The following is a 13,244-nucleotide window of genomic DNA, read 5'->3' on the forward strand; positions in this document are numbered from 1 at the left end:
TGCGTCAGGGGGGAGTACAAAATGTTTAAAAAAATTCTGATTGCCAATCGCGGGGCAATAGCCGTCCGGATTGAACGGACGCTTCGCAAGCTTGGAATTCTATCGGTTGCTATATATACAAAGGCGGATCAAGACAGTTTACATGTAGACGAAGCAGATGAAGCTATTTTAATAGGAGAAGGCCCGGTCAAAGACAGCTATTTGAATGGAAATTTAATCATAAAAGCTGCCATTGAGTCAGGAGCCGATGCCATTCATCCCGGATATGGATTTTTAAGTGAAAACGCAGATTTTGCCCGCTTGTGCGAACAAAATGGAATTACGTTTATCGGACCTTCACCTGAACAGATGGAGATATTCGGATTAAAGCATTCTGCCAGAGAAATTGCAAAAAAAGCCAATGTTCCTTTATTGCCGGGAACGAACCTCATCACCGATTTGGATGAGGCGGTAAAACAAGCTGAACATATTGGTTATCCAATTATTTTAAAAAGCACGGCAGGAGGCGGAGGCATCGGAATGCGCGTTTGCGAAAATGAACAGCATTTGCGCTCGGCATTTGAGGCGGTACGTCGTCTTGCTGAAACAAATTTTAAAAATAAAGGCGTTTTCCTGGAGAAATATATCGCTAGAGCACGCCATATAGAAGTTCAAATTTTTGGAAATCGATTTGGTGAAGTGGTAGCTTTAGGTGAACGAGACTGCTCTATTCAGCGCCGCAATCAAAAAGTTGTGGAGGAAAGTCCGGCCCCTCTTTTGTCCCAGGAAGTCAGAAAAGGAATGTTCGCAGCCGCCATCCGATTGGCGGAAGAAGTTGGATACCGGAGTGCAGGCACCGTTGAGTTTTTATATGATCCTGAAACAAGCTCCTTTTACTTTCTTGAAGTGAATACAAGACTTCAAGTGGAGCATGGTGTAACAGAAGAGGTCTTTGGCATCGATCTTGTTGAATGGATGATACGTGAAGCAGCAGATGATCTGCATGAATTGCATTCCTTAGTAAAAGAGCCGAAAGGGCATAGCATTCAAGCGCGTATTTATGCGGAAGATTGTTTGCATGAGTTTCGGCCGAGCGCCGGACAGATTGATGAGGCAAAATTTCCTAAAACAGCTCGAACGGAAACGTGGGTAAGAAACGGAATCACGGTTACGACTCTTTATGATCCAATGCTGGCGAAAGTGATTGTTCGTGGAAAAAACAGGGAAGAGGCGATCGGAAAACTCATACAAGCGCTAAACGAAACGAAATTGTACGGTATTACAACCAATCTCCACTACTTGAAAGCTTTATTGAAGGAAAAGGATTTTATAAAAGGAAATGTATACACCCGTTTATTAAACCATTTTCAACCTAGAGAACATGCACTGGAAGTATTGGACGGAGGAATTCAAACAACTGTTCAGGATTGGCCCGGACGCATTAAATATTGGAGCGTAGGTGTGCCGCCTTCCGGTCCAATGGACCAGCTCTCGTTCCGGATTGGAAATAAACTTCTCGGGAACAGAGAAGGCGCCCCTGGTCTTGAAATGACATTGCGCGGGGGATCTTATCGTTTTCGAGATGATATATGGTTTTGTATTACAGGTGCCGATATGCAGGCTAAGCTTGACGATCAGCCCGTGCCGATGTATGAACCTGTTTTGGCAAAAAAGAACCAAGTATTATCATTTGGTGAAGCGAAAAGGGGAATGCGGACTTATTTATTAGTAGCAGGCGGTTTTGACATGCCTGAAGTTTTAGGAAGCTCCTCCACATTTACGCTCGGCGGATTCGGCGGCCATGGCGGACGCGCCTTGCGCACTGGCGATGTGCTTTTGGTCAACCGGGGGGCTGTTGTCAAAAAAACGAAGGGGCTTCCAGCTGAATATAGACCGATCATGACGAATAAATGGACGATAGGCGTCATTCCGGGCCCTCATTGTACAAGCGAATTTTTGCAGCCGGATTATTTGCAGCAATTAACTGAAACAGAATGGGAAGTGCATTTTAACAGTTCGCGCACAGGCGTCCGGTTAATGGGCCCAGCGCCGAAATGGGCAAGAGAAGACGGCGGAGATGCAGGTTTGCATCCATCAAATATTCATGATAACGCTTATGCAGTGGGATCGCTTGATCTAACAGGCGATATGCCGATTTTACTGGGACCTGATGGACCTAGTTTAGGAGGATTTGTCTGCCCAGTTACGACGGCTTCAGCTGAGTTTTGGAAAATTGGGCAATTGCATCCGGGCGATATCGTCAAGTTTCATTTGTTGTCATTGGAAGAAGCGGAGGAACTTCGAAAAAAACAAGAAATGTTTATGCAAAAAATTGAAAATGGCAGTTTGTACGGATTTCAACCTTCTCAACTTCCTGCCATTAATCCAAAAATTACAGCCGACGATTCAATTTTGGCTCAAGAACAAACATCTCGAAACATTCCAATTACGATTCGTTCAAGCGGCGACGAAAATTTGCTGATTGAGTACGGTTCAATGGATTTAGACCTGCTGTATCGGTTTCAAGTACATGCTTTAATGCAAGCGATACAACAAAAAGGCAACATCCCTTTCCTTGATTTAACGCCGGGCATTCGGTCTTTGCAAGTGCACATTGACCCATCGAAAATGTCCGTTCGCGAGGCTTGTCAAAAAATTTTAGAAATTGATCGCGAGCTTCCGCCGCTGGAATCGATAAAAGTCCCTTCACGTATTGTTCGGCTGCCTCTTTCCTGGGATGATCCGGCTACTCAATTGGCCATTGAACGCTACCAGAAAAACGTCCGTTCCGATGCTCCGTGGTGTCCGAGTAATTTGGAATTCATCAGGCGCATAAATGGCTTAAAAAGCATTGATGATGTAAAGAAAATTGTATTTGATGCAAAATATCTTGTTTTAGGATTAGGCGACGTCTATCTTGGCGCTCCAGTAGCCATCCCAATTGATCCTCGGCACCGTTTAGTCACAACAAAATATAACCCTGCCCGGACTTGGACGCCTGAAAATGCGGTAGGAATTGGCGGTTCGTATTTATGTATATATGGAATGGAAGGTCCTGGAGGCTATCAATTTGTCGGCCGGACGATTCAAATGTGGAATAAATTCCGGACAACGAAGAGTTTTGAACAAGGAAAACCTTGGCTATTGCGGTTTTTCGATCAAATTCAGTTTTACCCAGTAGATGCGGAACAGTTGCTGCAATTGCGGGAAGATTTTCTTAGAGGAAGGTTTGAAGTGGAAATAACAGAAACAACGTTTGATCTTGGCGAATATTTAAAATTCTTGGATTCGATCAAAGATAGTGCCGAAACTTTCCGCATGCGGCAGCAGGAAGCTTTTCAAGCAGAGCGAGAACGGTGGAAGCAGCTAGGATTGGCGGAATATATATCAGAGCATGAACCAATGAAAGAAGGGCAAGAGGAAAATATCCCTCCAGGTGCTGAGGTTGTTCGTTCTTCCATGCCTGGAAGTGTATGGAAAGTTCTTGTGTCTCCTGGACAGCAAGTTAAGAAAGGCGATGTTCTGATGATTGAAGAAAGCATGAAAATGGAGTTTCCGCAGCTGGCCCCGTGCGATGGACAAATAGTAAATGTTTACGTGAAACCAGGGGACGAGGTGCAATCAGGACAATTGATTGTCAGCATTTTAAAGCAGAAAGAACGAGAGGAGGTTCTCAAATGAAATCGGTCAAACATTTTCCTCAACCTTTGACGATTGCGCGGTTGAGAGAGATGTACCTTAACAATGAATTGACTCCCGAAGAAGTAGTCGTTGAAATCATTCATCGAGTTAAACAAGATGAGGATATGAATATATGGATTACCCCTCCGGCAATGGAAAGAATTCAGCCTTATCTAGACAGGCTTGCTTCACTGGATCGGAAAAGCTTGCCATTATGGGGAATTCCATTTGCTATTAAAGACAACATTGATTTAGCCGGGGTTCCGACAACTGCAGCTTGCCCCCAATATGCTTATATACCAGAAAAAAGCGCAACAGTGGTTGAGCGGTTAATCGCAGCAGGTGCGATCCCATTAGGAAAAACAAATTTAGATCAGTTTGCCACTGGGCTTGTCGGTACAAGAAGTCCTTATGGAGAAACGAAAAATGCCTTAAAAGAAGAACTGATCAGCGGGGGATCAAGCTCTGGATCTGCGGTGGCCGTTGCACGAGGCCATGCAGCGTTTGCACTCGGAACGGACACTGCTGGATCCGGACGAGTGCCGGCAGCCTTAAATCGCTTAGTCGGATTTAAGCCGAGCAGGGGAGCCTGGCCGACCGCTGGAGTAGTTCCGGCTTGCGCAAGCCTTGATTGTGTGACAGTTTTTGCGCACAATTTGCAGGATGCATTGGAAGTTGATCGAATTGTGCGCGGCGAGGATGAAACAGATCCTTGGTCACGCTATTTCCCGAACGTATCGCCGAAAAGTCCGAGCAAAATTTGTTTGCCGAAACAACCGCTTTCGTTTTTTGGCCCATTTCGTGAAGGATATAGGAATGCATGGATGAAAACGATGAAAAGATTGGAACGTTTGCGTCTTCCGATTGAGTATATCGATTATGATTTGTTTTCCGAAGCGGCGTCTCTTCTTTATGAAGGTCCTTGGGTGGCGGAAAGATGGGCGGATTTAGGTGATTTTGTGAAAGCAAATACAGAAGATGTGTTTTCCGTTACGGAAAAAGTCCTTTCTTCCGGAGCTTCTCCTGATCATACGGCAGCATCAGCTTTTCAAGCGATGCACAGGATCCAATCAATCAAGCATAAAGTGAAAAAATTGTTAAAAGATGCAGTATTAGTTTTGCCTACTTGTGGCGGTACTTGGACGCGCGAACAAGTTAGGCTCGATCCGATTCGCACAAATAACGAAATGGGAAAATACACCAATCACTGTAATCTTTTGGATCTGTCGGCAATCGCCATTCCGGCAGAGGATGCGGAAGCAAATGTTCCTTTTGGCATGACGATGTTTTCGCTGGCAGAACAGGAAGGATTGATATTCGGACTTGCTTCTCAATTTTTAGGAGAGATTCTAACAGAAAATTTTCAACCGCAAAAAAATACGACTTTTGTTGCCGTCTGCGGTTTGCATATGAGAGGGTTTCCGCTCGAAAATGAAATGCATCAATTCGGAGGCAAATTCGTATGTGAAGCAACAACTGCTCCTAATTACCGGCTGTATAAGCTGCCTACGGATCCTGCCAAACCTGGGCTTATCAAAACAAACCACAATGGCGCCTCCATTCAATTGGAGATATGGGAAATGCCATTAGCTTCATTTGGTGCTTTTACAGCATCTATTCCAGAACCTTTAAGTATAGGAACAGTAGAACTGATCAACGGAAACAAAGTGCCGGGCTTTCTTTGTGAAAAGTATATAGCCAATCAAGCGGAGGATATTACAGCTTTTGGAGGATGGCGTTCCTATTGCCTGAAAGAACTCAATTCATAATACAAAAGCCGTCAAACATGTTGGCGGCTTTTTCACGTTCAAGCGCAAAATTCTAATTTTAAGAGATTGACAGGATGGAGTGACTGAACTATTTAGATAAAATCGACGTGTACGTACAGTGTATTAGGAGACAGAAAGTTAGCTGCATACTTCTGTTTTGTTTATTTTTTAAACTGTAAAATACGACTTTTACCTCTGCTGGTTACTTGAATATTGAAAATACCAATGTATCAATTCATTTCCAAATTGCTTGAAAAAATAGTATTTCCTCTTAGTTAGATTTATTACATAAAATTTTAAAATATTGTATTTAAATTACAATTTTGGTAAAATTACTATATATTGTAAAAATAACTAGGGGGTGTGGGAATTTATAAAAATTAAGAAAACTATTTTTTTTATAATATTCTTCATCTTCTTAGCTTCATGCAATCATCAATTATCCTATGATCAAAAAATTGATTGTAATCAGAATTGGGCTCTATGCTCCATACAGAAGGAATATGCTGATCCTAACTCTTTAACAGACACACCTATAAAAATTGCCATTATTGATAGTGGAATTGATGAAGAAAAGGCTCGTGTCAAAGTATCAAAAAGGTTCAACGAGAAAAATAATCAAATAGATTCATACGGACATGGTACAGAGGTTGCTAGTATCATTAGAGAATGGAGAAATCATTACTCAACATTTTGATGTAGTGTTGCAAGAAATTGACGGCACCGATTTTATTGCAACACTCATTGATCAAGATACTGGAGAATCTTACCAGATCAATACCATTGATGCTCAAGCTTCGGTTCTGCCGGCGGTTATAATCGGAGTAGTTGCAAAACATGGAATCAAGTATGCCATAAAAAAATTTGGAAAAAAACTTATCGTTAAGTCGATAAAAAGCTCTAAAGCCGTTCTTAACACATTTGCAAAGGCAGCCGTTAAAGCAGCAAAAAGTAAAGTTTCCAAATTCAATGTAAGTAATAAGCATTTAAAAAATGCTGGAGGTAATTTTTCTAAATTCAATACTACTGATAAAAGCCAAATACGTAATTGGGTTAAAGAAGGATTAAATTCTAAGAACGCATCTTATTCTTTAAATCCAGAGGAAGAAAAAAAGAATGCGGATTTGTCATTTGTAGTTATAGCGGACCTTGGTAAAGTAATAGGTACAAAAGGTCAGAAAAAATAAAAATTGTAGTAGGGTGGGATGGTGAAATATGGACAGCATATCCAATCAATTAGAGTTTGTCTATCACTTTACAACCGATGAATCTTACATTCCTAAAAAGTGGAAAAAAGATTCTGCTATCGTACTTAGAGTTGATGGAGATTTTGACATAAAAGTAGATGGAATCTCCTATTTCCGAGATGATATCGCATTGTTGGAGTTTTATTTATACCTAGAGAGATGGCTCGCCATTATCGAAAGTGGCAAATATGATATCCCGGAATTTCATTATTATACTCTTGAAATTGACGAAGATGAGCCGTTAATTTCAATCATCCCTTTTGACAATAACGATAAGGCTCGACTCACTTCTATTTGGAGAAAGGAACCGTTTGATCCTGTATTTAAGATGGATTATATAGTGAACCAATTGACAGAATTACGCGATCAATTAAAAAAAGATATCGAGGCACATTATAACATTTCAGTAGAACCGTTTATTGATAAATTTCCGATAAAAGCTTTAGCAGTTGTAGACAAAAAAAAGGGTAAGACGAAATGGCTTTAGTCATTGAACGTTACTTGTTAAAGACTATGTCAATGTTTGTAGTTGATAACATTTCTTGGGGCTGCCTATTATTTTTGAAGCCCCATTTATTTTTTCAAAAAGTGTCCGAATTATGCTAATTCAACACTACTGATAAAAGCCAAGTACGCAATCGAATGAAAAGGATTCAATTCTATAAATCCAGAGGTAGAAACAAAGAATGCTGATTTATCATTGTAGTGATAACCACTCGGTAAAACATAGGTACGAAAGAGTAATAGGGGATGGGATGGTGAAATATGGACAGCATATCCAGTCAAATAGAATTTGTCTATCACTTTACAACCGATGAATCTTATATTCCTAAAAAGTTGAAAAAGAATGCTGCCATTGTGCTTAGAGTTAGTGGAGATTTTGACATAAAAGTAGATGGAATCTCCTATTTCCGAGATGATATCGCATTGTTGGAGTTTTATTTATACCTAGAGAGATGGCTCGCCATTATCGAAAGTGACAAATATGATATCCCGGAATTTCATTATTATACTCTTGAAATTGACGAAGATGAGCCGTTGATTTCAATCATCCCTTTTGACAATAACGATAAGGCTCGACTCACATCTATTTGGAGAAAGGAACCGTTTGATCCTGTATTTAAGATGGATTATATAGTGAACCAATTGACAGAATTACGCGATCAATTAAAAAAAGATATCGAGGCACATTATAGTATTTCAGTAGAACCGTTTATTGATAAATTTCCCATTAGAGCTTTAGCTGTCATCGATAAAAAGAGAGGCAAGAAGAAATGGTTTTAGTATTCTGTAAAAAATTAGGGATACAAATCCTTTAGAGTATAGGAACAGTAGAACTGATCAACGGAAACAAAGTGTCGGGCTTTCTTTTGGAAGGCGTATATCGCCAATCGATTCGAGGATATTACAGATTTTGGAGGATGGCGTTCCTATTGCCGAAAAGAAGCCGAATCATAATGGCAAAAGTGGCTGTCAAAGTAGTCGATTTTTTCGGCTTATAGGTGCCCTTTCAATATTCAATGTTTATGTTTTTCGTTTCCAAAAGATTTTGGCTTTCTGGACAACTGCTTTTCCTATGTTTCCCTATCTTGATCATGTCCTTCGGGAATCTTATGAAGGACTTTTTCTATGCACGCCATTTTCATTCTGTCCTTCAAAAGTTATGACGGACATTCAGTATATGCAATTTCCTTTTTTTGGATTCCATCACCTCCATGAAGGACGTTTATAAATTTTATTAGATTATTTTTGTCCTTCACAGTTGTATTTCTTTAAAATCCATCTCAGTTCGGATTCTAAAATCAAATCAGTGAACCTTTAAGTAATAAAAAAAGGTTTCTGCCTTTTTGTTCATCTCAACATTTATTAAATGGAGAGATGCTTCCAAAAGTTTGAACAACTTTTGTGAAGCATCCTCCTGTTTTAATTATGTGGTTTAAATATTTTTAACATAGTTTTCATGTCATCATTGTCACTAACGATGTTTCACTTGTGAGTTAGACAGAAATTTAAAACGATACTGAACTTTTTTCTTGTTTGATCCGTATTAAAAGATGAGAGGAGGAAAATACATGACGTTGAAGCTAGAGCAAGTGACGAAAAAATTTGGCGATTTCACCGCTGTGGATAAGCTGTCTTTATCCATTCCGGAAAAAGAAATGTTTGGTTTTTTAGGGGCAAACGGTGCCGGAAAAACGACAACATTTCGCATGATTTTAGGGCTGCTGGCACCAACTGAAGGAACCATTACATGGAATGGAGAAAAAATTGATTATAGCACGAGCCCGTATATCGGATATTTGCCCGAAGAGCGGGGATTGTACCCGAAATTAAAGGTAAAGGATCAGATTGTCTATTTAGCCAGATTAAGAGGGATGAACAAAAAAGATGCGCTGAAGGAGCTGGCAAATTGGCTCGAACGGTTTAAAGTGCCAGAGTACGCTGAAAAAAAAGTCGAAGAGTTGTCGAAAGGAAACCAGCAAAAAATTCAATTTATTGCTGCTGTCATACATAAACCGAAGCTGCTCATCTTGGATGAACCGTTTAGCGGATTGGATCCGGTCAATGTTGAGCAATTGAAAGAGGCTGTCATTGATTTGAAAAATGCCGGTACATCCATTGTGTTTTCCAGCCATCGGATGGAGCACGTTGAGGAATTATGTGAACATTTATGCATATTACATAGGGGAAGCCCTGTAGTTCATGGGTCGCTCAAAGAAATTAAACGTTCCTTTGGCAAAAAAAATCTCGTGATTCATGCGGATTTTGATCTCAATTTCTTGAAGAATTTCCCAGGTGTCGTAAAAGCCAAGACAACAGTTGAAGGGATTCAATTGCAAATTGAAAGAGAAGAGACCGCACAACAATTGTTACAGGAGATTGTCGATAAAGGATTTATTCGCAAATTCCAAATAGAAGAGCCTTCATTACATGATATTTTTATAGAGAAAGTGGGTGCGGCCTATGCATAACTTTTGGACTGTTTTGTTCCACACTTATTTTACCAAACTAAGATCGAAGCAATTTATCATTTCCACGGTTATTACATTGCTTATTATTCTAGTTTTGGGAAACATATCAAAAATTATCGATTTTTTTAATTCTGGTGAAAATCAAGAACGCCTTGCAGTCATTGATCAATCAAATTCTTTATTTGAACCGTTTAAAAAGCAATTGAAAGAAGTTAATCCGGACATTCAATTGCAAAAAACTAATGCTTCCGAAGAAAAGCTGAAAAAGAATGTATTAAATGATGAGATCAAAGGGTATCTCGTTTTATCTTTAAATGATGAAAACCGGCCGATGGCGGTATATAAAGCAGCGTCTCTTGCAGACTCAACCGTTCCAAACGATTTGCAATATGCCCTCCAACAAGTGAGCATGGTATGGACAGCAGGTCAATTGAAATTAACGCAAGAGGAACTGATGAAGCTGAATGCGCCAGTATCTTTTGAAATGGAAGCGTTGAATGCCAACGCAAAAACGGTGGAAGAATTGAATCAAGCGAGAGGTCTCGTATATGTACTTTTATTTGTAATATATTTTGCAGTGATCATGTATGCAAATATGATTGCGATGGAGGTAGCAGTAGAAAAATCTTCTAGAGTGATGGAAATTTTAATTTCCAGTGTTCCTCCTATTACACAAATGTTTGCGAAAATTTTAGGTGTTGCTCTATTGAGTTTAACGCAGCTTGCCTTATGGCTTATTGTCGGCTACGTTTCCATTAAACAAAATTTAGAATCGATGGATGGAGGATTTTTCTCTTTCTTTGGATTCCAAAACACGTCGTTGTCGACCATTCTATATGCAGTCATTTTCTTTATTTTAGGCTATTTATTATATGCGACGATGGCTGCCTTTCTAGGCTCGCTGGTCAGTCGTATAGAAGATGTTCAGCAGTTGATCACTCCGATGATTTTAACGGTTGTGGCGGGCTTTATGCTAGCGATATTTGGTTTGAGCAATCCGGAAGCTTCCTATGTTACGATCACATCATACATTCCGCCGTTTACCCCGATGCTGATGTTTTTGCGGGTTGGAATGCTGGATCTTCCAATTTGGGAGCCGCTTTTAGGAATCGGTTTATTAATAGCATCCATTGCTATATTAGCTGTCTTCGGGGCAAGAGTTTACAAAGGCGGCGTATTGATGTACGGAAAATCCAATGCGCTTAAAGATATTAAAAAAGCTTTGCAGCTATCGAAAAATAAATAAAGAAGACATTACGCAAAATGGTTTTCTTTTGATTTTGAGCAGATAATAATAAACGTAGCAAGCAGCCCGATTCCTGTATACTAGGAGTTTGGCTGCTTAATTTTTTGGAAGCTTTGATAATGATGAAAATGAGTCAATTTCTGCGCAGTATTTTTTCTCAACTACCGAAGTTGGGGGAGCTCCCTTTTTCATTATTCCTGCAAATATTCGCTTCTTGACGATGTGATTTTTAATAGTAAAGAGAAAATCCCCAGTCAATCAAGACATTTATTGTAATTGAAAGCGGTTTAAAATTTTTTGAAGATGTATGACAGCATCGGAAAGAATAACTGATTCCTTTGCAAGCTCATGGATCCCTTCAATATGTTCCTCCAATGCTGCCGTTGTTTCGTTGACTGTGTTGGTGAAATCATGTGCGATTAAGTTTACATTTTCTATTAAACCTTTTAAATTGTTGCCGTTTTCACGAATGTTTATGACGTTTTCTCGATTATGCTTTAACAGAGAATGAATGTCTGAAAACATTCGCTTAAATGTCTGCATGCTTTCTTTTGTTCCAGATATAGACAAGGAAGCTTGATCAACACTTTCTTCATTTTTTTTGACGGCAGTAACGGCATGAGCTAAATCATTTCTCGTTTCTTCCAACGAAGATAAAATTTTAGCCGCAAAAGAATTTGTATCATCTGCCAGTTTGCTCACTTCTGCAGCTACAATCGCAAAGCCTTTTCCAGATTCACCTGCTCTCGCTGCTTCAATGGAAGCATTTAATGCTAAAAGGTTCGTTTGCTTGGCAATTGCTGTGATCGCAGAAGCCATTTCCATCGCTTGATCCGCTTTTTTGGATACCATTTGGATGAGAGAAGTTGCCTTTTTCGTGTCATTTTCAATATTTAGCATAAGCTGTTCCGTTTTTTCAATCATTTGTTGCCCTTCATCTGCTGAACGCATCGTTGATTGAGCGTATTCAACAACACGTTCAATTTCCGATCCCATATTTGATACACCTTCTATCATCGAATTTGCCAGTTCGCTAACTTTTTTAAACGAATCGGTCTGCTGTTTGGAGCCTTCGCGGAACACTTCCATTGTTGCAGCAACTTCATCAAAAATTTCCGATAAGCGATTCGCTTCTTTTTTTTGATCTTGACTGACCTTCTTGACAGTTTTGACGGCATTGGCAAACTCGCTTAAAATCGACCGGATTCCAAAAATAATTTTATTGATTTCATAACCTATTTGATGAAACTCATTGCGTTTGCCGACAATATCTACTTCGACATGAAGGTTGCCTGATGATACAGTACGAGTGACGTTATACCATTGTCTAAGATTAGAAGTGAACGAGCGGTAAACAAAGAAGCTGTTTACTGCACTGGCGCAAATAGTTACGAAAAATAAAATAATTGCTTGACGAAAAGATAATTGCATAAATAAAGCTGTCATGAGGCAAAGAAAGCTTGGCAAAAACGATAGCATGGCAAAATTCATTTGCAAATACGGGCGATGAATGAGTCTTCCTAACCGGATATTATAACGTTTTCCAGTACTGTCTGTAACGAGCGGACAGCTCGCATCAACAAGAATTTCTCCTGTATCACGGATATACAGCTGCAAAAGCGGTTCTTTTGTTGTAGCGGCTTTTTTGCCGACCTCATCCGAAAATACTCTTCCTTCACGAAGGCGATTGGTATGTAGCGGAGAATATCCTGTTTCATCTACGACCAAAAAATATTCGTCTTGGCCCAGCCTTTCATCGAACGTTTTTCGAATTTTGTTGAGCTGTTCGGTTAGCGGAAGCTGAGGATCTAGCTGTTTCTTAATGATATCGCTTACATGCACGACTTTTTTGAGTGCTTGTTGAGCAGCTTTTTTCTTTATTAAACGGCTCATACTTCTCCCTCCCCTTACTACAAATGTATACCCCATTTACAGAATTTTCAATAATTATTTGCTAAAAATTTAATTTCTAGTAAAAAAGGAACAAATGTTCTGTTTTTTATAGATTCAAAATTTAGTATTTGATATAATGAAAATGCAATAGAACGGTAGACTCAAGGGTGGTTGGCATTTACCCCGTACAGAAAGGGGGTGTGCCGATGACAGTATTCGAAGCGTTAATGTTTGCGATCAGTTTTTCAAGCCTTATAATTACAATGCTGTCAAATCCGCAAAAAAAATAATCCACCCTTGAGCTGATAGCAGTGGTGGATTATTTTTTACCTGCTGCCTGATCCCCTTGAAGGGAACCGTCTGTTGCAGGGCCAAAGGTGTCGCAGCACCTTTGGTCGTCTGGTTGTTGATGCAATTTTTCAACTTCATTATACATTATTCCCCTCGTCTTGTAAAA

10 protein-coding genes are annotated in these 13,244 nt (G+C 39.8%); 8 read left to right on the forward strand and 2 right to left on the reverse strand.

The window, feature by feature from the left end; genetic code table 11:
• Window positions 1–21 precede the first annotated feature (21 nt).
• The 7 genes from uca to NST97_RS16285 all read left to right on the forward strand — a co-directional run bounded on the left by uca (window position 22) and on the right by NST97_RS16285 (window position 10,894).
• Window positions 22–3,660 (forward strand): urea carboxylase, encoded by a 3,639-nt coding sequence (uca, locus tag NST97_RS16255; protein WP_339194279.1) that lies wholly within the window; start codon window positions 22–24, stop codon window positions 3,658–3,660.
• The gene (gene atzF, locus NST97_RS16260) at window positions 3,657–5,429 is read left to right on the forward strand and encodes an allophanate hydrolase (protein ID WP_130156698.1); all 1,773 of its coding nucleotides are present in this window, start codon (window positions 3,657–3,659) and stop codon (window positions 5,427–5,429) included. The genes uca and atzF overlap by 4 nt, the downstream gene beginning before the upstream one ends.
• A gap of 650 nt (window positions 5,430–6,079) precedes the next feature.
• A complete protein-coding gene (locus NST97_RS16265) occupies window positions 6,080–6,616 on the forward strand; it encodes an SAR2788 family putative toxin (protein WP_341343473.1) in 537 nt (178 codons plus the stop codon).
• 28 nt (window positions 6,617–6,644) lie between these two features.
• Window positions 6,645–7,163 carry a DUF7878 domain-containing protein gene (locus NST97_RS16270; RefSeq protein ID WP_144598063.1) on the forward strand — a complete coding sequence of 173 codons (519 nt, stop codon included), beginning with the start codon at window positions 6,645–6,647 and terminating at the stop codon, window positions 7,161–7,163.
• Window positions 7,164–7,441: 278 nt separating this feature from the next.
• Window positions 7,442–7,960: a DUF7878 domain-containing protein gene (locus NST97_RS16275; RefSeq protein WP_144598062.1), complete on the forward strand. Its 519-nt coding sequence runs from the start codon at window positions 7,442–7,444 to the stop codon at window positions 7,958–7,960.
• A 788-nt stretch (window positions 7,961–8,748) separates the two neighbouring features.
• Complete coding sequence (locus NST97_RS16280; protein ID WP_327862558.1) at window positions 8,749–9,648, forward strand: ABC transporter ATP-binding protein; 900 nt, start codon at window positions 8,749–8,751, stop codon at window positions 9,646–9,648.
• Window positions 9,641–10,894 carry an ABC transporter permease gene (locus NST97_RS16285; RefSeq protein ID WP_340732906.1) on the forward strand — a complete coding sequence of 418 codons (1,254 nt, stop codon included), beginning with the start codon at window positions 9,641–9,643 and terminating at the stop codon, window positions 10,892–10,894. Before NST97_RS16280 ends, NST97_RS16285 begins: the two co-directional genes overlap by 8 nt.
• Window positions 10,895–11,161: 267 nt before the next feature.
• Here NST97_RS16285 and NST97_RS16290 read toward each other — a convergent pair whose 3' ends face one another.
• Window positions 11,162–12,787, reverse strand: a complete 1,626-nt coding sequence (locus NST97_RS16290; protein WP_341343474.1) for a methyl-accepting chemotaxis protein — start codon at window positions 12,785–12,787, stop codon at window positions 11,162–11,164.
• A 206-nt stretch (window positions 12,788–12,993) separates the two neighbouring features.
• On the opposite strand from NST97_RS16290, the gene NST97_RS19375 reads away from it, so the two are divergent.
• A complete protein-coding gene (locus NST97_RS19375; RefSeq protein WP_375338799.1) occupies window positions 12,994–13,077 on the forward strand; it encodes a putative holin-like toxin in 84 nt (27 codons plus the stop codon).
• Here NST97_RS19375 and NST97_RS16295 read toward each other — a convergent pair.
• A complete protein-coding gene (locus NST97_RS16295) occupies window positions 13,046–13,216 on the reverse strand; it encodes a hypothetical protein (protein ID WP_157727905.1) in 171 nt (56 codons plus the stop codon). The two genes, NST97_RS19375 and NST97_RS16295, sit on opposite strands and share 32 nt — an antisense overlap.
• Window positions 13,217–13,244 lie beyond the last annotated feature (28 nt).

The organism is Aeribacillus sp. FSL K6-1305 (assembly GCF_038050115.1).
Classification (GTDB): Bacteria; Bacillota; Bacilli; order Bacillales; family Aeribacillaceae; genus Aeribacillus; species Aeribacillus composti.